Origin of the sequence: Nitrincola salilacus (assembly GCF_046271865.1) — a bacterium.
Classification (GTDB): Bacteria; Pseudomonadota; Gammaproteobacteria; order Pseudomonadales; family Balneatricaceae; genus Nitrincola; species Nitrincola salilacus.
Genome location: NZ_CP176580.1, coordinates 1,692,299 through 1,713,662, shown reverse-complemented (window position 1 = coordinate 1,713,662; position 21,364 = coordinate 1,692,299). Strand labels below are relative to the sequence as shown.

General features: G+C 53.9%; 18 protein-coding genes. 8 read left to right on the top strand and 10 right to left on the bottom strand.

The genetic code is table 11. The annotated features are described in order from the left end of the window. Nucleotides 1–138 precede the first annotated feature (138 nt). The 6 genes from ACK3CJ_RS07995 to ACK3CJ_RS07970 all read right to left on the bottom strand — a co-directional run bounded on the left by ACK3CJ_RS07995 (nt 139) and on the right by ACK3CJ_RS07970 (nt 6,208). Nucleotides 139–1,275, bottom strand: a complete 1,137-nt coding sequence (locus ACK3CJ_RS07995; protein ID WP_409526564.1) for an acetyl-CoA C-acyltransferase — start codon at nt 1,273–1,275, stop codon at nt 139–141. Between the two features lie 98 nt (nt 1,276–1,373). Then, nucleotides 1,374–2,369, bottom strand: a complete 996-nt coding sequence (locus tag ACK3CJ_RS07990; protein WP_409525908.1) for a branched-chain amino acid ABC transporter permease — start codon at nt 2,367–2,369, stop codon at nt 1,374–1,376. 2 nt (nt 2,370–2,371) lie between these two features. Beyond that, the gene (locus ACK3CJ_RS07985; protein ID WP_409525907.1) at nt 2,372–3,259 is read right to left on the bottom strand and encodes a branched-chain amino acid ABC transporter permease; all 888 of its coding nucleotides are present in this window, start codon (nt 3,257–3,259) and stop codon (nt 2,372–2,374) included. A 104-nt stretch (nt 3,260–3,363) separates the two neighbouring features. Continuing rightward, nucleotides 3,364–4,575 carry an ABC transporter substrate-binding protein gene (locus tag ACK3CJ_RS07980; protein ID WP_409525906.1) on the bottom strand — a complete coding sequence of 404 codons (1,212 nt, stop codon included), beginning with the start codon at nt 4,573–4,575 and terminating at the stop codon, nt 3,364–3,366. 137 nt (nt 4,576–4,712) lie between these two features. Beyond that, nucleotides 4,713–5,435 carry an ABC transporter ATP-binding protein gene (locus ACK3CJ_RS07975; RefSeq protein WP_409525905.1) on the bottom strand — a complete coding sequence of 241 codons (723 nt, stop codon included), beginning with the start codon at nt 5,433–5,435 and terminating at the stop codon, nt 4,713–4,715. Beyond that, nucleotides 5,435–6,208 carry an ABC transporter ATP-binding protein gene (locus ACK3CJ_RS07970; protein ID WP_409525904.1) on the bottom strand — a complete coding sequence of 258 codons (774 nt, stop codon included), beginning with the start codon at nt 6,206–6,208 and terminating at the stop codon, nt 5,435–5,437. The genes ACK3CJ_RS07975 and ACK3CJ_RS07970 overlap by 1 nt, the downstream gene beginning before the upstream one ends. A 298-nt stretch (nt 6,209–6,506) precedes the next feature. Between ACK3CJ_RS07970 and ACK3CJ_RS07965 the strand changes: the two genes are divergently transcribed. The 8 genes from ACK3CJ_RS07965 (at nt 6,507) to ACK3CJ_RS07930 (ending at nt 16,038) form a co-directional block, all read left to right on the top strand. Then, entirely contained in the window at nt 6,507–6,944 is a 438-nt protein-coding gene (locus ACK3CJ_RS07965) for a MerR family transcriptional regulator (protein ID WP_151705429.1), read from the top strand. Between the two features lie 14 nt (nt 6,945–6,958). Further along, nucleotides 6,959–8,125: an isovaleryl-CoA dehydrogenase gene (locus tag ACK3CJ_RS07960; protein ID WP_409525903.1), complete on the top strand. Its 1,167-nt coding sequence runs from the start codon at nt 6,959–6,961 to the stop codon at nt 8,123–8,125. Nucleotides 8,126–8,146: 21 nt separating this feature from the next. Continuing rightward, nucleotides 8,147–9,754: a carboxyl transferase domain-containing protein gene (locus ACK3CJ_RS07955; RefSeq protein ID WP_409525902.1), complete on the top strand. Its 1,608-nt coding sequence runs from the start codon at nt 8,147–8,149 to the stop codon at nt 9,752–9,754. 12 nt (nt 9,755–9,766) lie between these two features. Next, nucleotides 9,767–10,585, top strand: a complete 819-nt coding sequence (locus ACK3CJ_RS07950) for an enoyl-CoA hydratase/isomerase family protein (protein ID WP_409525901.1) — start codon at nt 9,767–9,769, stop codon at nt 10,583–10,585. Then, nucleotides 10,575–12,614 carry an acetyl/propionyl/methylcrotonyl-CoA carboxylase subunit alpha gene (locus ACK3CJ_RS07945; protein WP_409525900.1) on the top strand — a complete coding sequence of 680 codons (2,040 nt, stop codon included), beginning with the start codon at nt 10,575–10,577 and terminating at the stop codon, nt 12,612–12,614. The genes ACK3CJ_RS07950 and ACK3CJ_RS07945 overlap by 11 nt, the downstream gene beginning before the upstream one ends. Beyond that, the gene (locus tag ACK3CJ_RS07940; RefSeq protein ID WP_409525899.1) at nt 12,614–13,519 is read left to right on the top strand and encodes a hydroxymethylglutaryl-CoA lyase; all 906 of its coding nucleotides are present in this window, start codon (nt 12,614–12,616) and stop codon (nt 13,517–13,519) included. The genes ACK3CJ_RS07945 and ACK3CJ_RS07940 overlap by 1 nt, the downstream gene beginning before the upstream one ends. A gap of 28 nt (nt 13,520–13,547) precedes the next feature. Beyond that, nucleotides 13,548–14,126 carry a peroxidase-related enzyme gene (locus tag ACK3CJ_RS07935; RefSeq protein WP_409525898.1) on the top strand — a complete coding sequence of 193 codons (579 nt, stop codon included), beginning with the start codon at nt 13,548–13,550 and terminating at the stop codon, nt 14,124–14,126. Nucleotides 14,127–14,346: 220 nt separating this feature from the next. Next, nucleotides 14,347–16,038 carry an AMP-binding protein gene (locus ACK3CJ_RS07930; protein ID WP_409525897.1) on the top strand — a complete coding sequence of 564 codons (1,692 nt, stop codon included), beginning with the start codon at nt 14,347–14,349 and terminating at the stop codon, nt 16,036–16,038. A gap of 85 nt (nt 16,039–16,123) precedes the next feature. Here ACK3CJ_RS07930 and ACK3CJ_RS07925 read toward each other — a convergent pair whose 3' ends face one another. The 4 genes from ACK3CJ_RS07925 to fabV all read right to left on the bottom strand — a co-directional run bounded on the left by ACK3CJ_RS07925 (nt 16,124) and on the right by fabV (nt 21,326). Next, a complete protein-coding gene (locus ACK3CJ_RS07925) occupies nt 16,124–16,873 on the bottom strand; it encodes a substrate-binding periplasmic protein (protein WP_409525896.1) in 750 nt (249 codons plus the stop codon). A 245-nt stretch (nt 16,874–17,118) separates the two neighbouring features. Next, a complete protein-coding gene (locus tag ACK3CJ_RS07920) occupies nt 17,119–18,393 on the bottom strand; it encodes a hypothetical protein (RefSeq protein ID WP_409525895.1) in 1,275 nt (424 codons plus the stop codon). A 38-nt stretch (nt 18,394–18,431) separates the two neighbouring features. Continuing rightward, nucleotides 18,432–19,715, bottom strand: coding sequence for a hypothetical protein (locus ACK3CJ_RS07915; protein ID WP_409525894.1), 1,284 nt, complete (start codon nt 19,713–19,715; stop codon nt 18,432–18,434). A 417-nt stretch (nt 19,716–20,132) separates the two neighbouring features. Beyond that, on the bottom strand, nt 20,133–21,326 hold the full coding sequence (gene fabV, locus ACK3CJ_RS07910; protein WP_409525893.1) for an enoyl-ACP reductase FabV: 1,194 nt from the start codon (nt 21,324–21,326) through the stop codon (nt 20,133–20,135). Between the last annotated feature and the right edge of the window lie 38 nt (nt 21,327–21,364).

Here is a 21,364-nt window from a genome sequence, read left to right as displayed (position 1 = left end):
TTCGCGTGAAATTGCAGCCTGCTGTCAGGCTCCTGGAGATAACTAAACGCTATTTAACCAGAAATCAGATCACAGTTCGGCAAGTTTTCGTTCTCACCGCACTGTGACCCTGCAAGATCCGACAGGAATTGATGGCGATCAGATCAACTCGATCGCCACAGCTGTTGCCTCACCTCCGCCGATACAAAGCGAGGCGACACCACGCTTCAGGCCACGACGTTGCAGTGCATACATCAGCGTTACCAGAATACGTGAACCGCTGGAGCCGATCGGATGCCCGAGGGCGCATGCACCGCCGTTGACATTGACCTTTTCAGGATCCAATCCCAACTGCTGCTGGGCCAGCATGGTAACCACAGCAAAGGCTTCGTTGATCTCATACAGATCGACGTCATCTTTACTCCAGCCTGCCCTGTCCAGCACCTTGCTGACAGCACCGATCGGCGCCAGTGTGAACTCATCCGGCAGTTGTGCATGAGTTGAGTGGGCAACGATACGTGCCAGTGGTGTCAGTCCACGACGCTGCGCTTCACTCTCGCGCATCAGAACCAGTGCCGATGCACCATCGGAGATGGAACTGGCGTTTGCAGCCGTAACTGTTCCCTCCTTGGCAAAGGCGGGTTTCAGCGTACGGATCTTGTCCACCTTCGCCTTACCGGGCTGCTCATCGATCTCGACCAGCAGATCCCCACCTCGACCACTGACCGTCACAGCGGTGATCTCATCCGCAAAGTCACCCTGTTCAATGGCCCGCAGTGCACGGGTCAGTGATGAGATGGCAAAATCATCCATCGACTCACGTGTCACCTGATACTGGTCTGCGGTTTTCTGCGCATAGCTGCCCATCAGACCACCCTTGTATGCATCCTCCAGACCGTCCAGGAACATGTGATCCAGCACCTGACCATGCCCCATGCGCATCCCTTCGCGCGCCTTGGGCAGCAGATACGGCGACTGACTCATGTTTTCCATGCCACCCGCAACCATGACATCGGCGCTGCCAGCCAGCAATTGATCATGTGCCAGCATCACCGCCTTCATACCGGAGCCACACATCTTGTTGACAGTCGTGCAGCCTGCTGCGACCGGAATACCGGCAGCCAGCGATGCCTGTCGTGCTGGTGCCTGTCCCAGCCCTGCTGGTAACACACACCCCATCACGACCTCATCCACCTGATCAGCAGTAATACCTGAGCGTTCAACAGCTGCTTTGATGGCTGCTGCACCCAGCGCAGGCGCTCTTACGGAGCTGAGAGCGCCCTGCAAACCACCCATGGGTGTGCGAGCGGCACCAACGATTACAATAGCTTCTGACACTTTGATTACCTCGACTCAGCTCTGATAATACCCAAACACACTTATTCGACAGCGGATCAATTGAAGTTCTTCTTCATGAACCTCTGCACCTCACCGACAATTCCTGCACGGAATGCCAGTACACAGACAACAAAGATCGCACCCAGTATCACGTTAACCCAGTCACCAAGGGCGCTCTGCGCCAGTTGATGTTCCAGGCTGACCACAAAAGCCGCGCCGATAACTGGCCCCAGCAGCGTACCGACCCCACCCACCAGCGTCATCAGTATCACTTCACCAGACATATGCCAATGAGCGTCAGTCAGTGATGCCAGCTGGAACACTATCGTTTTAACCGAGCCTGCGAGCCCCGCTATCGCAGCAGACAGAACAAAGGCCACCAGCTTGTATCTATCCGTGTTGTAACCCAGCGAAGTGGTTCTTGCTTCGTTCTCTTTGATCGCCTTGAGCACATAACCAAAGGGCGAGTTAATGGTTCGCTGAACCAACGCAAAGCCCAGTACGAAAATCGCCAGCACAAAATAATACATGGCCATATTGTTCTGCAGATCGATAAACCCGAACAGGTTCCCACGAGGAATACCGTGCATCCCATCCTCACCACGAGTGAATTCAGATTGCACAAAGAAGAAGAAGACAAGCTGCGCCAGCGCCAGTGTAATCATGGCAAAATAGATACCTTGACGACGTATCGCGACCAATCCGAAGAAAAAGCCAAGAACCGTTGCTGCAAAGGTACCTGCCAGAATACCTATCTCCGGCGGCAGGCCACTGTAGGTTGTCAGCAGATAGCCGGTCGTATACCCCCCGGTGGATAGAAAAGCCGCATGCCCGAATGAGAGCAACCCGACATAGCCCAGCAACAGGTTGAAAGCCACAGCAAACAGCGCGAAGCAGAGGATCTTCATCAGGAAGACCGGGTAGACCACAAAGGGTGCTGCAATTGCCAGCGACAATAATACCAACTGAAGTATCAGGCGGCGACGGTCAGATCTGCGCTGCTGCTCCAGGCCGACATTATGCACAGCAACAGTAGAGAGAGCTTGTGACATGGTTACGCCTCCTTACCAAATAGCCCTGCTGGACGCAGCAGGAGTACAATCACCATCACCAGAAATATCACGGTAGTGGATGCTTCCGGATAAAACACCTTGGTCAGGCCCTCAATGATTCCCATCGCCAGGCCGGTCAGAACAGCACCGATAATTGACCCCATGCCGCCGATCACGACCACCGCAAATACGATGATCAGGATATTGGCCCCCATCACCGGTGTGACAGAATAGATCGGCGCGGCCAGTACACCCGCAAAGGCTGCCAGCATCACCCCAAAGCCATAGGTCAGGGTGACCAGTAGCGGCACATTGATCCCGAAAGCCTGCATCAATGGCGCATTTTCAGTCCCGGCTCGCAAATAGGAACCAAGCTTGGTTTTTTCAATCATGAACCAGGTACCGAAGCAAACCACCAACGCGGCCACAATCACCCAGGCTCGATAGTAAGGCAGGAACATGAACCCGAGATTCACCCCGCCCTTGAGTGCATCAGGAATCGCATAGCGCATACCTGAAACACCGTAAATATTGGTAAATACCCCCTGGATCACCAATGCGATACCAAAGGTCAGCAACAAACTGTAGATATGATCTTCATGCGCAATACGGCGCAACAGAAAACGCTCCAGAATAATTCCGAAGATGCCGACCAGTATTGGAGAGACAAACAGTGCAACCCAATAGTTGACACCCAGAGTATCGAGCAGCACCACCGCACACAAAGCACCCAGCATATACAGGGCACCATGAGCAAAGTTGATGATCTTGAGCAGGCCAAAGATAACGGCTAGCCCCAGGCTCAGTAAGGCATAGAAAGCCCCGTTAATCAGGCCCAGTAATAACTGTCCATACAGAACAGCCAAAGGCACTCCGAATAGCATGGTCATGTAATACAACCTCAAAATATGGCTTGTCAGGCAACCGGCATCCCGCCAGCCTCTGATCGACATGCCCCACCGTGTGGTGAGGCATGTCGTGTCAGTTTACCGAATCAGTTGTTAACCAGTTTGCACTGGCTTTCAGACAGCGGACGGTATGCCTCATCACCAGGAATGGTACGAATGATCTTGTACAGATCCCATTCACCGGTGGACTCAGCAGGTTTTTTCACTTCAGCCAGATACATATCATGGATCATGCGGCCATCTTCACGGATATAACCGCCTTTGGCGAACATGTCATTGATTGGCGTGGCGATCATCTGTGCACGAACCGCCTGAGCTTCATCAGTGCCAGCTTCCTTGACTGCATTCAGGTAGTGCATGGTGCTGGAGTAGATACCGGCCTGAACCATGGATGGACGCACATTGGTGCGCTCATAGAAACGATCGGACCAGGCACGTGCATCTTCATCCATATCCCAGTACCAGCCGGTAGTCAGCTGAATACCCTGAGCGGTTTCAACACCCAGCGCATGAACATCGTTGAGGAACAACAGCAGTGCAGCCAGCGTCTGACCGGACTGCGTCAGGCCGAACTCACCCGCCGTGGTGATAGCGTTGATTGTGTCGGAACCAGCATTAGCCAGTGCCACGACATTCGCACCGGACGTCTGAGCCTGCAGGATGAAAGAGGAGAAGTCGTCTGTCGGGAAAGGATGGCGAACTGCCTGTGAGACCTTGCCCCCATTAGCTTCGACAACCTTGGTTACATCGCCTTCCAGTGCGTGGCCAAACGCATAGTCAGCAGTCAGGATGAACCAGTCATCACCACCCTCATCCACAACGGCTTTAGCTGTGCCGTTAGCCAGTGGATAGGTATCATACACATAGTGAATATGGTTGGCCGTGCAGTGTTCGTTGGTGATACTGGAGGCAGCGGAACCAGACACAATACCCAGACGGTTGCTCTGCTCGAGAATCTTGGTTGCAGCAATAGTAACGGAAGACGCCACCATGCCGGCCACCAGATCGACCCCGTCATTCTCGACCCACTGACGAACCGTGCTGGATGAGACGTCCGGGCTGTTTCGATCATCAGCGCTCACTACAGTGATTTTTGCGCCATTGACCGTACCTCCGAAGTCTTCAACTGCCATTTGCAGGGCGGTCAGGCCGTTTGGACCTGCCAGATCACGATAAGTACCCGACATATCCGCCAGATAGGCGATGCGAACTTCATTATCGCTGATGGTAGCCTGTGCAGCACTGGCCATAAAAGTAGATGCGATTGCTGCAACTAACGTCTTCTTGATCATTTTCATTGCTTTCTCCGTCGCCGTACCGGCTATTGTTTTTGTTTTCTGGTAACTCTGCGAAGCCCTACAATCCCTCAGCAAAACCTGAGTTAGTTTGCAGGCATCCTGACGGTCACACGCACCTTGCGAGTTCCGCCCAGCACCTAAACACCCAGATAGGTATTCAGTAAGTCCTTCTTGGATTCCAGTTCATGGGCACCAATCTCATGCACTATCTGACCATGCTCCATCAGGTAGTGTCGGTCTGCCAGCGGAGCCGCAAAACGGAAGTTCTGCTCCACCAATACAATCGTCAGCCCTTTGGCCTTCAACCGCATCAGTACCTCTGCCAGTTTTTGCACGATAACCGGAGCAAGACCTTCTGTGATCTCATCCAGCAAAAGCATGTTTGCACCGGTGCGCAGAATACGGGCCATCGCCAGCATCTGCTGCTCACCACCTGACAAGCGTGTTCCCTGGCTGCGTCTGCGCTCATACAGATTGGGGAACATGTCGTAAATCTCATCCAGACTCATACCGTCGCTGCGTACCTTGGGTGGCAGCAGCAGGTTTTCCTCAACGTCCAGGCTGGCAAAAATGCCACGCTCTTCAGGACAGTAACCGACACCCAGTTGCGCAATATGGTGCGGGGCTGTCTGAATGGTTTCGTTACCATTGATCATGATGGAGCCGGTTCTGCGGCCCACCATATTCATGATTGATTTCAGTGTTGTGCTGCGACCTGCGCCATTACGACCAAGCAGCGTGACCAGCTCGCCGCGACGGACAGTCATGTCGATCCCATGCAGAATATGAGACTCACCGTAAAAGGCATGCAGGTCGGCAATGCGAAGCTGCTCGTAATCAGGTTTAACTGCATTAGTCATCAGTGAGCTCCCTCAACTTCAGCTTCTTCACTACCCATATACGCCTCACGCACCTGAGGATTGGCAGACACGGTCTTGTAATCGCCCTCCGTCAGTACCGACCCGCGCGACAGCACGGTAATCCGGTCACACAGCTTGCTGACGACTCCCAGGTTATGCTCAACCATCAGTACAGTTCGACCCACTGCCGCGTGGCGAATCAGCTCAACCACTCGATCAACGTCTTCATGGCCCATCCCCTGAGTCGGCTCATCCAGCAGCATCAATTCAGGCTCCATCGCCAGTGTGGTTGCCAGTTCAAGCGCGCGCTTGCGGCCATAGGAAAGTTCAACCGTCTGCGCATTGGCAAACTCCTCCAGCCCCACGGACTTGAGCAACTCATAGGCCCGCTCATTCAGGCTGTTAAGTACTTTCTGAGATTTCCAGAAATGGAAGCTGTGCCCTTCAAAGCGTTGCAGTGCCACACGAACATTCTCCAGCGCGGTCATATGCGGAAAGACAGCAGAGATCTGAAAGGAGCGCACGATACCCTTGCGGGCAATCGCTGCCGCTTTCAGTGAAGTGATATCGTTACCATTAAACAGTATCTGTCCTGAGGTAGGGGTCAGAAACTTGGTCAGAAGATTGAATACAGTGGTCTTGCCCGCTCCGTTAGGACCGATCAGAGCATGTATATGGCCACGCTGAATCGACAGATTGACATCATCGACCGCAATAAAACCCTTGAAACCCTTGACCAGATTGTGGGTTTCGAGCACGTAGTCTGTACTCATGTACACCAAGCCTCTTTTTATTTTTGTTAAAGGGGCAAATTCCCTGCTTGCGACTTACCTTAACGTAAGCCTGAGATGCAAACTAGCAATTTCCATTAAGGGATTACAACTACTACTTTAGTCTAATATACCCACAAAAAACACCACATAACAGCCTATTTATACTTTAAATTCAAATAATTAAAATAAAATTAGCACTTCTTTAAGTGAGGATATTTTTTTATTTTTCACTTTACGTTAACGTCAACTTTGATTAACCTGATTTCAACAATCCAGGTGCTATCCATGAATAAGACCTATGAATAAAAAGAAATCCTTTTCCATCAGCGAGCTTGCCAGCGAGTTTGACGTCACCACTCGCAGCATCCGCTTTTATGAAGATCAGGGGCTGCTGAAACCCACGCGCCGCGGGCAGACACGTATCTACAGCTCAAAGGATCGCGTCAGGTTGAAGCTGATCCTGCGCGGCAAGCGTCTGGGCTTCTCGCTGGCTGAAACCCGCGAACTGTTCGATCTGTGGGATGAAACCCTCGTCGGCAGCGAAAAGCAGCTCAAACTGATGTTAGCTACAGTTGACAGCAAGCGTGCGCAACTGGAGCAACAGATGAAAGATATCGCCATGGTTCAACTGGAGCTCGACAGTGCCGAGATGCGCTGTCGCGAAGCACTCAACGAACTGAAACAGCAACAGCTCTCCGACAAGCAGGCTGATCAGCAGCCACTTGAACAGCTATAACAAAGGTAATGGACATGATCTCTCAATACTCTGAACTGAACTTCGGCCTGGGCGAAACCATCGACATGCTGCGTGAGCAGGTCAACAGTTTTGCTGCCAATGAAATTGCGCCACGTGCCGAAGCGATAGATCGCGACAACCTGTTTCCTAATGATCTGTGGCGCAAGTTTGGCGATATGGGCTTGCTGGGTATCACCGTCAAGGAGGAATACGGCGGTGTCGATATGGGTTATCTGGCACATGTGATTGCGATGGAAGAGATCAGCCGTGCGTCTGCATCCGTGGGTCTGTCCTATGGAGCTCACTCCAACCTCTGTGTTAACCAGATCCATAAGAACGGCTCTGAAGAGCAGAAGCAAAAGTATCTGCCGAAGCTGCTCAGCGGTGAACATATCGGTGCACTGGCGATGTCTGAACCGAATGCCGGCTCCGATGTGGTATCGATGAAACTGTCGGCCCGTGATGCCGGTGACCACTACGTCCTGAATGGCAACAAGATGTGGATCACCAACGGCCCGGATGCCAATGTCTATGTAATTTATGCCAAGACCGATATCAGTGCCGGCCCTAAAGGGATCACGGCTTTTATCGTCGAGCGTGATACTGAAGGCTTCACTCAGGCACAGAAGCTGGACAAGCTCGGTATGCGCGGCTCCAACACCTGCGAACTGGTGTTCCAGGATTGCAAGGTACCTAAAGAGAACATTCTGGGTCAGCTGCACGGTGGTGTACGCGTGCTGATGAGCGGTCTGGACTACGAGCGCCTGGTCCTGTCTGGTGGTCCTCTGGGCATCATGCAGGCAGCGATGGATATTGCTGTTCCCTACATTCGCGACCGCAAGCAGTTTGGTCAGGCGATCGGCGAGTTCGAACTGGTTCAGGGCAAGATTGCTGATATGTACACGCGCATGAATGCAGCCAGATCCTATGTCTACATGGTGGCGATGGCGGCTGATCGCGGCGATACCACGCGTAAAGATGCGGCTGGTGCGATCCTCTACTCGGCCGAGATGGCCACCCAGATCGCGCTGGATTCCATCCAACTGCTCGGTGGTAACGGCTATATCAATGAATACCCGACAGGCCGCCTGCTGCGTGATGCCAAGCTGTATGAGATCGGCGCCGGCACCTCCGAGATTCGTCGTATGCTGATCGGCCGTGAGCTGTTCCTCAACAAATAATTCGGATATCAGGAGCTGCCCATGACGATATTGCAGAGCAAGATCAACACCCGGTCCGATGAGTTTCGGGCCAACCATGAGTCGATGGCCAGTGCGGTTGCCGACCTGCGCGATAAAGTCGCCACCATTGAACAAGGCGGTGGCCCCAGCTATCAGGAGCGCCACCTGGCACGCGGAAAACTGCTGCCACGTGAGCGTATCAACCGCCTGCTCGACGAAGGATCACCCTTCCTCGAGCTGTCGCAGATGGCTGCCTACAATGTCTACGGTGAGGATGTCCCGGCGGCCGGTATCATCACCGGTATCGGTCGTGTCTCCGGTATCGAGTGCATGATTGTTGCCAACGATGCGACTGTTAAAGGGGGTTCCTATTACCCGCTGACAGTGAAGAAACACCTGCGCGCTCAGGAGATCGCCGAGCAGAACCATCTGCCGTGCATCTATCTGGTCGATTCCGGCGGCGCCAACCTGCCCCGCCAGGATGAGGTGTTCCCCGATCGCGATCATTTCGGCCGTATCTTCTACAATCAGGCACGCATGTCCTCCAAGGGGATTCCTCAGATCGCAGTAGTAATGGGGCTGTGTACTGCGGGCGGTGCCTATGTACCGGCGATGGCGGATGAATCGATCATCGTGCGCAACCAGGGCACTATCTTCCTGGCGGGACCTCCGCTGGTGAAAGCCGCTACCGGTGAAGTGGTCAGTGCCGAAGAGCTCGGTGGTGCCGATGTGCACTGCAAGGTGTCCGGTGTTGCCGATCACTATGCCGAGAATGACCTGCACGCGCTGCAGATTGCGCGCCGCTGTGTCGCCAATCTGAATCGCCGCAAAAAAGTCGAACTGGATATTGTGGCACCGGTTGAGCCGCGCTTCAGTACCGAGGATATCTACGGCATCGTCGGCACTGATCTGCGCAAGCCCTATGATGTGCGCGAGATCATCGCCCGCATCGTGGATGGCTCCGAATTCGATGAGTTCAAGAAACTTTACGGCCAGACTCTGGTCACCGGCTTTGCACACATCTATGGCTATCCTGTCGGCATCATCGCCAATAATGGCATATTGTTCGGCGAATCTGCACAGAAAGGCGCTCACTTCATCGAGCTCTGCTGTCAGCGCAATATCCCCTTGCTGTTCCTGCAGAACATCACCGGTTTCATGGTGGGTCGCAAATATGAATCAGAAGGTATCGCCAAGCACGGCGCCAAGATGGTGATGGCCGTCGCCTGTGCCAATGTGCCCAAGCTGACTGTTCTGATCGGTGGCAGCTTCGGTGCCGGCAACTATGGCATGTGCGGTCGCGCTTACAATCCTGATTTCCTGTGGATGTGGCCCAACGCCCGCATCTCGGTAATGGGAGGTGAGCAGGCAGCCGGCGTAATGGCGACCGTCAAACGCGAAGGCCTTGAGCGTACCGGCAAGGAGTGGTCAAAGGAGGACGAATCCAGCTACAAACAACCGATTATTGATACCTACGAGCATCAGGGTCACCCCTACTACGCCAGTGCGCGCCTGTGGGATGACGGTGTCATCGACCCCATCCAGACGCGTGAAGTGATCGGCATGGGCCTGTCAGCCACACTGAACCGACCCGTGACGGAAACCCGTTTCGGCGTGTTCAGAATGTAATCGGAGACAGCCATGAGTGATAAAACAGAAGTGGTCCTGCTCAAGCGCAACCCGAATGGGGTTGCCGAGCTGATCCTGAACCGCCCGGATAAGCACAACGCTTTTGATGACACCATCATCCAGTCTCTGATCAGCCGACTGGAAGAGGTTGAGCAGGATAATGATATTCGCGTTCTGGTGCTGCGCTCCAACGGTCGCAGCTTCTCAGCAGGGGCTGATCTCGGCTGGATGAAGCGCATGGCGCAGAACAGCCATCAGGACAACCTGGAAGATGCCGGCCATCTGGCGAAGCTGATGGAGCGCCTGAACCATCTCAGCAAACCGACCATCGCTCTGGTTCAGGGTGCTGCCTATGGTGGTGCCGTGGGCCTTGCAGCCTGCTGCGATATCGTGATCGCCAGCGAGCAGAGTCAGTTTTGCCTCAGTGAAGTGCGCATCGGTCTGATACCTGCCGTGATCAGCCCCTATGTTGTGCGCGCCATTGGCGAGCGTCAGGCGCGGCGCTATTTCGTCACGGCGGAGCCCTTCTCGGCACGTGAGGCACAGCAGTTCGGCCTGGTGCATGAAGTGGTCGCAGACAATGCACTGCTGGACGACGCCTGCCAACGCTATATCGACGTGATGAGCAAGAACAGCCCCTGCGCGATGCAGGCAGCCAAATCACTGATCCATGCGGTCAGCCATAAAGTGATCACTGACGAGGTGATCGATGATACCGCACGCCGTATCGCCGATATTCGCGTCAGTGAAGAGGGACAGGAGGGCCTGAGTGCATTCCTGAACAAGCGCCAGCCTAACTGGATCCAGGAGACAGATAACCATGTTCAGTAAAATTCTGATAGCCAACCGTGGTGAGATCGCCTGCCGGGTCATCCAGACCGCACACAGGCTGGGCGTCCGCTGCGTGGCAGTCTATTCCGAGGCGGATCGCAATGCCCGTCACGTAGCCATGGCGGATGAAGCCTTTCTGCTGGGTCCAGCTCCCAGCAATGAAAGCTACCTGCGTATCGACAAGATCATCGAGATCGCAAAGCAGAGCGGTGCTCAGGCAATCCATCCGGGCTATGGCTTCCTGTCGGAAAATACCGACTTTGCACAGGCCTGTGCTGATAACAATATCGTCTTTATTGGCCCACCCTCCTCCGCTATCGCGGCGATGGGTTCCAAGTCAGCGGCCAAGTCGATCATGCAGGATGCCGGTGTACCCCTGGTACCCGGCTATCACGGTGCCGATCAGTCACCTGAACTGCTGCGCAAGGAGGCTGAAAAATGCGGCCTGCCCCTGCTGCTCAAAGCAGTTGCCGGTGGCGGCGGTAAAGGGATGCGCGTAGTTGAGTCGCTGGATGAGTTTGACGCTGCACTGGCAGCCGCTCAACGCGAAGCGAAAAACGCTTTCGGCAATCCTGACATGCTGATCGAACGCTACCTGACCCAGCCACGACATGTCGAGATTCAGGTGTTCTGCGATGCGCATGGCAATGGTGTCTATCTGGCTGAGCGTGACTGCTCGGTACAGCGCCGCCATCAGAAGGTACTGGAAGAAGCACCGGCACCTGGTCTGTCGGATACCACGCGCAAGGCGATGGGTGAATCAGCTGTTCGTGCAGCGCAGGCGATCGACTATGTCGGCGCCGGTACGGTCGAGTTCCTCTACGATGTCGATGGCTCTTTCTTCTTCATGGAGATGAATACCCGTCTGCAGGTGGAGCACCCGGTCACTGAGATGATCACAGGTCAGGACCTGGTGGAGTGGCAGCTGCGCATCGCCTTCGGTGAGCCACTGCCATTGCTGCAGGAACAGATCCGTATTCGCGGTCATGCGCTGGAAGTACGTGTCTATGCAGAAGATCCAGACAACGATTTCCTGCCAGCCACCGGTACCCTGCGTTATCTGCGCACCCCGGATGAGAGCGCTCACGTACGCGTCGACACCGGCGTGGTTGAGGGTGACGAGGTCAGTATCCATTATGACCCGATGATCGCGAAACTGATTGTCTGGGACGACAGCCGCGAGCAGGCGATCAATCGTATGGTACAGGCGCTGGAGCACTATCGCATCAGCGGTGTCAAAAACAACATCCGCTTTCTGCATGCACTAGCCGATGCCCAGCCCTTCCGCGAAGAGCAACTGGATACCGGCTTCATCACCAAGCATGAAGCCCTGCTCTTCCCGGCGCCCCGCCTCGACCCACATCGGGCGCTGGTATTGGCGGCTGGATTCTTCCTGCAGAAAAGCAAGACACAAACACAGCGCAGCAATGATCCCTGGTCGCCCTTCGGCCGCCAGAACAGCTGGCGCATGAACTCCCAGTACGCCAGACCGATGCAGTTGATGGTTGGTGAAACCCTGCACGATCTGAAGATTCTGGAGCGAGATCAGGGTTATCAGGTCTGTGTCGGTGGCAGCGTCTATGACCTGAATGCGTCACTCCAGGATGATCACCTGCAGGCCGTCATCAACGGCCACCGCATGAGTGTTCACGGCCATGTGCACGACAATCAACTGACTCTGTTCCATGAAGGCGAGAACTTTGTCTGCACCCTGCATTATGAAGATTTCGGCAGTCAGGATCAGGCAGCAGAGGGTAGCCTGCAGGCACCGATGAATGGTGCCGTTGTTGCCGTGATGGTGAAAACAGGCGATGACGTGAAAGCCGGACAGACCCTTGTCATCATGGAAGCGATGAAGATGGAGCATGCGATCAAGGCACCCAAGGCAGGTGTGGTGAGCGAGATCTACTTCCTGGAGGGTGACATGGTTGCAGAGGGTGCAGAGCTGATTGCCGTGACTGTTCATGACGAGACTGTTCATGACGGGACTGAGCATGACAAAGCAGAGAATAAAGAGGAGGAAAAGTAATGGCCTTTCCGACTCAGGTACGCCTGTTTGAGATGAGCCCCCGTGATGGTCTGCAGAACGAAGCAGGCCCGGTGATTGCCACCGATATCAAGGTTGAACTGATCAACCGCCTGAGCGCCTGTGGCCTGACCCATATCGAGGCCGCCAGCTTTGTGTCACCCAAGTGGGTCCCCCAGATGGGGGATGCTGCAGAGGTGATGGCAGGTATTGAGCGCAAATCCGGTGTGGTGTACTCCGCCCTCACTCCCAATTTGAAAGGGATAGAGGGAGCGATCGCTGCACAGGCTGATGAGGTGGCGGTTTTCAGTGCTGCCTCCGAAGCCTTCACCCAGAAGAACATCAACTGCACCATCGCCGAAAGCCTTGAGCGTTTCGTGCCGGTGATTGAAGCAGCCAAGGCTCAGGGGATACGAGTGCGTGGTTATGTCTCCACCGTACTCGGCTGCCCCTATCAGGGCGAGATAGCGCCAGCTCAGGTCGCAAGCGTCGCACGTGAATTACTCGATATGGGCTGCTATGAGATCTCACTGGGTGACACCATCGGTGTCGGCACGCCCCTGAAAGCCAAGCGGATGCTGGAAGCCGTGACGCGGGAAATTCCGGTTGAAAAGCTGGCCGCTCATTTCCATGACACTTACGGCCAGGCACTTTCCAACCTCTATGCCGTGCTGGAAGAGGGTATCAGTGTAGTCGATGCCTCCGTGGCCGGCCTTGGTGGTTGCCCCTATGCAAAAGGTGCCTCCGGCAATGTCGCCAGCGAAGATGTGATCTACCTGCTGCAGGGGTTGGGCATTCAGACCGGTGTCGATCTGCAGCAACTGGTCAACACCGGCTACTGGATCACGCGCCAACTGGGCCGACCTAACGGCTCCAAGGTCGCTCAGGCACTGGGTGAGAAAATCTAACTCAAGCAAATAAGATATGGAGCAACTGATGTCACAGTCAGAACGGATTACAGCACTCGACCTACCCATCCCACAGACCGCTGATCTGCCGGAGAATGTGCAGAAGTACTTTGCCAAGTGTGATGAAAAGCTCGGCATGATCCCCAATGTGCTCAAATCCTATAGCCAGAATCTGGCCCAGTTTGAGGTGTTCACACGCTTTTACAATGAAATGATGTTTGGCGAGAGCGTTCTGACCCCGCTTGAGCGGGAGATGATCGCCGTGGTGGTCTCCTCCGAGAACAAATGCTTCTACTGCCTCACCGCCCATGGTGCCGCCGTACGTGAATATTCCGGCAATCCGATGCTCGGCGAGCAACTGGTCATGAACTACAGAACAGCAGAGCTTGATGCACGTCAACGCGCCATGCTCGACTTTGCCTGCAAACTGACCCAGTCACCCGATGCCATCATCGAGAGCGATCGCGCAGCGCTGCGTCAGGCTGGATTCGATGACCGGACCATCTGGGATATCGCCAATATTGTCGGTTTTTACAATATGACCAACCGGATCGCCAGTGCGGTGGAGATGCAACCGAACCCGGAGTACCACGCACGCTTCCGTTAAACCAGATTTTTCAGGCCTTCACCTGTTGATTTCTGAATTGGTAGTTTAGAGCGTATTCCGGAGGCCTTGAGTGAGTGTATGCCGCAGGGACGCGGCATCCAAGCCTACAGGGATGTATCTACGGCGCCTCACTCAAGGCGTCTGGACTACGCCTGCACATATAAACAGTTGACAGTGAAGCCAAGAATCCAGGAATAACAAAAACAATTGGAGTCAGAACATGAGTAAAACGCTACCCAGCTATACCAGTGGCACAGCAGAACAGCCTCTGATCGGCATGACGATCGGCGACATGTTTGACGCAACCGCCAATCGCTACCCGGACAATGACGCGCTGATCGTACTGCACCAGAATATTCGCTGGAGCTACCGGGAACTGCAGGCAGAAGTGAACCGCTGCGCCCGCGCCCTGCTCAGTATCGGTGTCAAACCCGGTGATCGCATCGGCGTCTGGTCACCCAACCGCTATGAGTGGACAGTAAGCCAGTTTGCCACCGCCAAAGTCGGCGCAATACTGGTCAATATCAACCCCGCCTATCGCCTGCATGAGCTGGAGTATGCGCTGAACCAGTCAGAAGCACGCTTCCTGATCTCGGCAGACAGCTTCAAAAGCTCAGACTATCGCCATATGATCTACGAACTGGCCCCAGAGCTGAAGATGTGCGCAGAAGGCCAATTGAAATGTGCCAAGCTGCCGCATCTTCAAGGCGTTATCAATCTGGACAGCAACAAGCACCCAGGCATGTGGAGCTGGAACGAGTTCATGCTCGGCAGCGAAGCAACCTCTCAGGAAGCGGTCGATGAGGTCCAGGCGCAACTGCAGTTTGACGATGCGATCAATATTCAATACACCTCCGGCACCACCGGCTTCCCGAAAGGGGCTACGCTGTCACACCACAATATTCTGAACAACGGCTTTTTTGTGGCCGAGAGCATGCGCTTCACCGATCAGGATCGTCTGGTGATACCGGTACCTCTGTACCACTGCTTCGGCATGGTGATGGGTAACCTGGGCTGCGTCACACACGGCGCCACCATGATCTACCCTGAAGAGGGTTTTGAGCCAGGCGCCGTGCTACGTGCTGTGCATCAGGAGCGCGCAACAGCGCTGTATGGCGTACCGACCATGTTTATTGCCGAACTGGAGCACCCTGAATTCAACGATATGGATCTGTCATCCCTGCGCACCGGCATCATGGCCGGCTCCATCTGCCCGACCGAGGTGATGAAGCAGGTGATCGAGAAGATGCATATGAGCGAAGTCCAGATCGCCTACGGCATGACCGAGACCAGCCCTGTTTCCACCCAGACAGGTGCGGATGACCCGATTGCCAAGCGCGTCTCCACTGTCGGTCGTACCCAGCCCCACCTTGAAAGCAAGGTGATCGACCCTGCCACAGGCCGCATCATGCCTCGTGGCGAGATCGGCGAGCTATGCACGCGTGGTTACAGTGTGATGCTGAAATACTGGAATAACGACAAGGCGACTGCCGAAACCATCGACGAAGCTGGCTGGATGCACACAGGTGATCTGGCGATCATGGATGATGAGGGTTATATCCAGATCGTAGGCCGCATCAAGGATATGGTGATTCGCGGTGGAGAGAACGTCTACCCGAAAGAGGTGGAGGAGTATCTCTACACCCACCCGGCCATATCCGATGTACAGGTGACCGGCGTACCCGACAAGAAATATGGTGAAGAGCTGATCGCCTGGGTAAAACTGCACCCGGGTGCAGAGGACGTAACGGCAGAAGCGCTGCGTGAATTCTGCAAAGGCAAAATCACTCACTTCAAGATCCCGCGTTACTTCAAGTTTGTCGATCAGTTCCCGATGACGGTGACTGGCAAAATACAGAAGTTCAAGATGCGTGAGATCTCCATTGAGGAGTTGGGGCTGAAGGACGATTAATCAGTTCTTCTCTGGATCAGCTGGAGGTTAGCAGGAGAGGTGTCTGAAGCACCTCTCCTGCTGCGCTCTGATACGCAGATTGCAACTAACGAGCAAATATTGCATCAAACGTACCGTCGCTCTTTATCGACCTCAAGCCAGCATTGAATTTTTCCAGCAAGTCGGTGGCATCATTATTGGCTCTGGAAAAAACCAGATAAGACTCAGAGGCTTTCAGCGGCTTCTCACTGATTGTCACTCTCGCCAACTCATCCTCAGACAGTTTTTCCTGAAACATCTGCCACCCCACTACCTCATCCATCGGCAGCATATCTATCCGACGTGACATCAACATCAGCAAACCCTGTTCATCAGACGAAATCACCTGCAGATGCAATAACTTACGCTGACCTAATGACCAGAATTCGGGGGTGTAGGTGTAGCCCTGGGTTGCCCCGAAGGTAAGATGAGAGAGGTCAGACAGCTCCTGCCAGTTCGGGACTGCAAGATCCTTGAGGTGAAAAAATACTTCGCGATGCTCATGAATCGGGTCGCTAAGCAGATAATCCTTTTCCAGATCAGGGCTGTAATACCAGAATGAGCTGGCATCACTCCCCCCGACCACAACACTTTCCAGCGCTCTGGCCCAGGGCAGAAACTGATACTCGGCCACCACACCCTCACGCCTGAAGGCCTCGGTTATCGCCTGATTGATCAGGCCATAATGTTCATGCTGCTCTGTCGTGAAAGGTGCGTACTCACCGGTGCTGATTGTGATATGAAGCTCATCGGCCTGGAGGTTGGCACTCAATATCAGCAGTACACTGCCCAGTAATCTGATCAAAGCTGACAACATGACGACATGTCCAAAAATGGGATGTCTAAGTATTGATCAAAAATGATGATGGCGCTTTAACTCTGGCGACAAAAAGCTGTCTGTATACTCCTTTATACGTATGGAGGATGCTTTATTTTCGGGGCGGGTCACAGCTTAGCGGGTAATCGCTGCTTCACTGCAACTGGCTGATCATCCGTGAAAATAAAAAGGCGCTCATAAGAGCGCCTTTTACAGCCATTACAACACCTCAACGTGTGTCAATATCAGTGTTCAACATGCCTTTTCATGATGGCATAGTTGGCTAGAACGCTCCCGCCCTGCAGAGTGCCATTTTGAAAGCTGGTAAGCTTATAGGCGACAGCAGCACGGCCATACCTGGCTGGACTCCACCTCACATAGCTCACGCCCTCAATCAACTCATTGCTCGCAATGGCGTAATGTCTCACATCACCCTCATCAATGATCATGGCGCCCTGGTCACCGAAGCTGACCACATTCACGCCATAGCACAGCGCCGGCTCAACCTGAACAGGTGGAGGAAGTGGGGTTACGTCAGCGAGAAACTCCAACAGACCCTCCTGATGACTCAATGCAGGTACCCTATCCATCTGCCACAGAGCCACGTGTGCTGGTGTAAGACTCAGACTTGCTTCTCCCGGCTTGGCAGGAAATACGAATGAATCACACTGTCTCAGTTCACCATTGATCATCACTTCACCCCATGATGATGGCTCTTCATATCCAATTAAGGGGTAGCTGATGATCCAATCTGTCTGAGCATTGATACTTGCATCCATCGTGACATCATTACCGAGCATGTCCTCAGATACCTGTAACAGCTGATTCAAACGATACGCCCCCTCCCTCGTACTGCTCAGATCAGGCTTGTCTGCCTGTGGCTTAGGGTGCACAGGGTTGTGCATGAACTCACGAAACGCAATAGCCGGATATTCAGTTGCCAGCCCCTTGGCGACATTCACCAGCATCATTTCGCCAGACAGTTCAGCATAGGGGGCTACCAGTGTTTGTTGTGCAACACCTGATAGCCAGCGCCCATCTCGCGACCAGTCACCTATCTGGTCGCAGCTTTCACCCACTGTTTCCGCTGATGTTGGCAAAGCGTATACCTCGATCATCCCCATAGAGGTCGACAGGGCAATTTCTGCACCGGCTCCCTCTATCTGAGTTGACCCTGTCACCAGACAGCCACCCTCGGCTACCCTCAGCACACTCCCATTGCCTTGCGCACTCAGGCTGGCACGCCAGGTTGAGCTGTTATAGACATTGAAGCTGGTGACCTTCTCGCCATTATATCCTTCACGGATCAAGACGCGGAAAGCGCCGCTGTCACCCGGCTGATGGCTGATATTCAGATAGGAGTCCCACCCCTGCTGCGTACTGAAAAAGGAAAACAGCAGTACCTCTCCCACCCCATCATCACCCAATACCTGAGCCTGACCCGGCAGTGCGTTTAACAGCAGGCTTCCAGCAGCAAGCGCTTGCAGGCCCCAGGTTTTGATCTTTGATTGACTTTTCATCATCTCATCCTTGTTTCTATTCTGTCATTGTCAAACTATCAGGGATTCTGTGTCTGATGCTGCTGCATCACGGCGTAGTTGGCCAGTACACTGCCACCTGAGAGCATCCCATTTACCAGGGTCGTCAGTCTGAATGCCACTACCGGCTGAGGCTGTGCCATTGTCCACTTGACCCTGTTGGATTGACCGACTAATAGATCTGCGGGGATACGGTTAAGCAGGCTGCTCTGCTCATCAGCCAACCAGGATTGCTTATCACCGAATGCAACGAAGTTAACGGCATTGCACAGCGACACATCCGCTTCAGGCGAAGCGTTGCTTACCTGAGAGTCGGTCCCGGCACTGCTGATCAACATCCCTGTTTGCACCGCGGGAACCAGCGTAACAGAGGGGCGGCCAGCTTTGGCCGGCAGCCCGAAGGTATCACAATAGCGTTGAACGCCATTCAGTGTGACCTGATAGGGCTTGGTATAGCCATAGCCCTGCAACGGGTAGCTGATGATCCAGTCAGTGCGCGCATCGACGCTGTCCAGTAACGTGACATCATTCGTTAATGAGGAGGCGCGCAGGGCATCGGCAACCAACTCCAAGCCTTCTGCCGGGGTAACATCACCCCACAGTGGGGGATCAAAACTGTTCAAGCGCGGCCTGGCATCTGTCAGGTTGGGGTGCGCACTGGAAGGGGCTGTATGAGGCAAGCCTGCATTGAATCGGTTTAGACCAACTGGAATATACTGAGCGGCAAGCCCCCTCTGAACATTGATCAGAATCATTTCGCCAGTCAATGTGCTAGGGTAACCAATGCTGGGAGCGTTTGCTGACCAGCTTCCTCCCGGCCCCCAACGCCCTGAAATTGTAGAGCAACTGAGGGAACGGATGTTTTCCCATTCAACAAAATTTCCGCTTTCAGCATCACCTTCTGAATAGACTTCAACCATCCCTACAGATGCACCGATCTGAATTTCAGCGCCAGCTCCCTCTACAAAGCCGTCCTCATGGACCAGACAGCTCCCTTCGGCCACTCGCAGGGTGGTACCACCTGCCTGCTGGCTGAGACTGGCACGCCAGACAGAGCTGTTATAGACATTAAAGCTTCTGACTACGGTTCCCGACTCTGCATCACGAAACACAATGCGGGCAAAGCCATGTGGGCTTTGAATATTCAGATAGGAATCCCAGCCCTGCTCAGTGGTATAAACCGGGAAAAGCAGAATATTGCCTCTACCGGACTCAACAGTGACTGCCTGAGCAGACAGACTACCGAGCATGGCAGCAGTGGCAATACCTAATTGCAGAGTGTGTTGTTTGAAGTGCTTCAGCATGATCAGATCCTTGATTCTATTCAGACATCCATGCCCTTTTGATGGCTTAAGTTCAAGCCAGCACTACTGATAAGGCTGCTTATAAAAATCAGCAAGCGTATATCAAACGCATACAGCTTTCGGGAGGCTGTCCGAGAATAGCGACCGTAGCGAGGTCGAAACTGATTCAGTCAGATTTTTCGGTCATTTGAGGCGAATAGTGGTTCTATTCAACGAAAATGAGCGGAAAATCTTACGAATCAGGCTCGACCGCAGTAGGTCAGACTATTCTCGGACAGCCTCCTAACCATCATGCGTGGTGTCTGAGCAACTACGTTGAAAAAAGGCCTGCAGTACTGAATAAACTGCAGGCCGATACTTGCGACTATCCTGATATTCGATTTACTTGTCACCTGATAATAACAAGCAACATCACTATCAGATCTCAATTACATCAAACGGCACTTCCGGATTCACATCCGCTTCGTAATCTATACCTTCGATGCCAAATCCAAACAGCTTGAGGAACTCATCCTTGTACAGTGCATAGTCCGTCAGCTCGAACAAGTTTTCACTGGTGACCTGTGGCCAGATCTTGCGGCAGGCGTCCTGCACGTCGGCGCGTAGCTCCCAGTCATCCAGGCGGTAGCGCTGATCTTCATCCATCTGCGCGCTGCTGCCATACAGACCGGTGCTGAACAGACGATAGACCTGCTCCATGCAGCCCTCATGAATGCCCTGCTCGCGCATCACCTTGAACGCCATCGCCAGATAAAGCGGCATGACCGGAATTGCGGAGCTTGCCTGAGTCACAACAGACTTGAGCACAGCAACATTGGCCTGGCCATCGAGACTGCTCAGGTGCTGACCCAGACGCTTGGCGGTATCATCCAGATGCTGCTTGGCCTTACCCAGTGCACCATCCCAGTAGATCGGCCAGGTGATGTCTGAACCGATATAGCTGTAAGCCACCGTTTTGCACCCTTTAGCCAGCACGCCAGCATCCGACAGTGCTTCAATCCAGAGCTGCCAGTCTTCACCACCCATGACGGTTACGGTGTCCGCCACTTCCTGCTCGGTTGCAGGCTCGACGGCAGTCTCGATGATCACATCTTTATTGGTATCAATGGCGGTTGAGTGGTAAGGCTTGCCAATCGGCTTCAGTACAGAGCGCACCACTTCGCCACTATCGGGCAACTTGCGCACCGGCGATGCCAGCGAGTAAACCACCAGATCAACTTGCTGCAGGTCGGCGCGGATCAGCTCAATCACCTTCGCTCGTGCTTCATGCGAAAAGGCATCACCATTGATACTCTTGGCGTAAAGACCCGCTTCATGAGCCAATTTTTCAAAGGCTGCGGCATTGTACCAACCGGCAGTGCCTGGTTTTTTATCCGTTGCAGGCTTTTCAAAAAACACACCCAGTGTCGCCGCTCCCGAGCCGAAAGCAGCCGCAATACGCGACGCCAGGCCATAGCCGCTGGATGCACCGATAACCAGAACCCGTTTGGGTCCATCCTTGATCTCGCCCTGCTGACGAGTGTAGGCGATCTGTTCACGCACATTGGCCTCACAGCCAACAGGATGAGTGGTTGTACAGATAAAGCCGCGAATCTTAGGTTTGATAATCATATCGGTCGTGATTTCTTTGTTAGGTCTCAGGGTTTGGA

What these genes read in the sequence shown, in the direction of transcription:
- ACK3CJ_RS07995 (WP_409526564.1), bottom strand. Translation starts at nt 1,275, where the DNA reads ATGGGTGGTTTGCAGGGCGCTCTCAGCTCCGTAAGAGCGCCTGCGCTG.
- ACK3CJ_RS07990 (WP_409525908.1), bottom strand. Translation starts at nt 2,369, where the DNA reads ATGTCACAAGCTCTCTCTACTGTTGCTGTGCATAATGTCGGCCTGGAG.
- ACK3CJ_RS07985 (WP_409525907.1), bottom strand. Translation starts at nt 3,259, where the DNA reads ATGACCATGCTATTCGGAGTGCCTTTGGCTGTTCTGTATGGACAGTTA.
- ACK3CJ_RS07980 (WP_409525906.1), bottom strand. Translation starts at nt 4,575, where the DNA reads ATGAAAATGATCAAGAAGACGTTAGTTGCAGCAATCGCATCTACTTTT.
- ACK3CJ_RS07975 (WP_409525905.1), bottom strand. Translation starts at nt 5,435, where the DNA reads ATGACTAATGCAGTTAAACCTGATTACGAGCAGCTTCGCATTGCCGAC.
- ACK3CJ_RS07970 (WP_409525904.1), bottom strand. Translation starts at nt 6,208, where the DNA reads ATGAGTACAGACTACGTGCTCGAAACCCACAATCTGGTCAAGGGTTTC.
- ACK3CJ_RS07965 (WP_151705429.1), top strand. Translation starts at nt 6,507, where the DNA reads ATGAATAAAAAGAAATCCTTTTCCATCAGCGAGCTTGCCAGCGAGTTT.
- ACK3CJ_RS07960 (WP_409525903.1), top strand. Translation starts at nt 6,959, where the DNA reads ATGATCTCTCAATACTCTGAACTGAACTTCGGCCTGGGCGAAACCATC.
- ACK3CJ_RS07955 (WP_409525902.1), top strand. Translation starts at nt 8,147, where the DNA reads ATGACGATATTGCAGAGCAAGATCAACACCCGGTCCGATGAGTTTCGG.
- ACK3CJ_RS07950 (WP_409525901.1), top strand. Translation starts at nt 9,767, where the DNA reads ATGAGTGATAAAACAGAAGTGGTCCTGCTCAAGCGCAACCCGAATGGG.
- ACK3CJ_RS07945 (WP_409525900.1), top strand. Translation starts at nt 10,575, where the DNA reads ATGTTCAGTAAAATTCTGATAGCCAACCGTGGTGAGATCGCCTGCCGG.
- ACK3CJ_RS07940 (WP_409525899.1), top strand. Translation starts at nt 12,614, where the DNA reads ATGGCCTTTCCGACTCAGGTACGCCTGTTTGAGATGAGCCCCCGTGAT.
- ACK3CJ_RS07935 (WP_409525898.1), top strand. Translation starts at nt 13,548, where the DNA reads ATGTCACAGTCAGAACGGATTACAGCACTCGACCTACCCATCCCACAG.
- ACK3CJ_RS07930 (WP_409525897.1), top strand. Translation starts at nt 14,347, where the DNA reads ATGAGTAAAACGCTACCCAGCTATACCAGTGGCACAGCAGAACAGCCT.
- ACK3CJ_RS07925 (WP_409525896.1), bottom strand. Translation starts at nt 16,873, where the DNA reads ATGTTGTCAGCTTTGATCAGATTACTGGGCAGTGTACTGCTGATATTG.
- ACK3CJ_RS07920 (WP_409525895.1), bottom strand. Translation starts at nt 18,393, where the DNA reads ATGAAAAGTCAATCAAAGATCAAAACCTGGGGCCTGCAAGCGCTTGCT.
- ACK3CJ_RS07915 (WP_409525894.1), bottom strand. Translation starts at nt 19,715, where the DNA reads ATGCTGAAGCACTTCAAACAACACACTCTGCAATTAGGTATTGCCACT.
- fabV (WP_409525893.1), bottom strand. Translation starts at nt 21,326, where the DNA reads ATGATTATCAAACCTAAGATTCGCGGCTTTATCTGTACAACCACTCAT.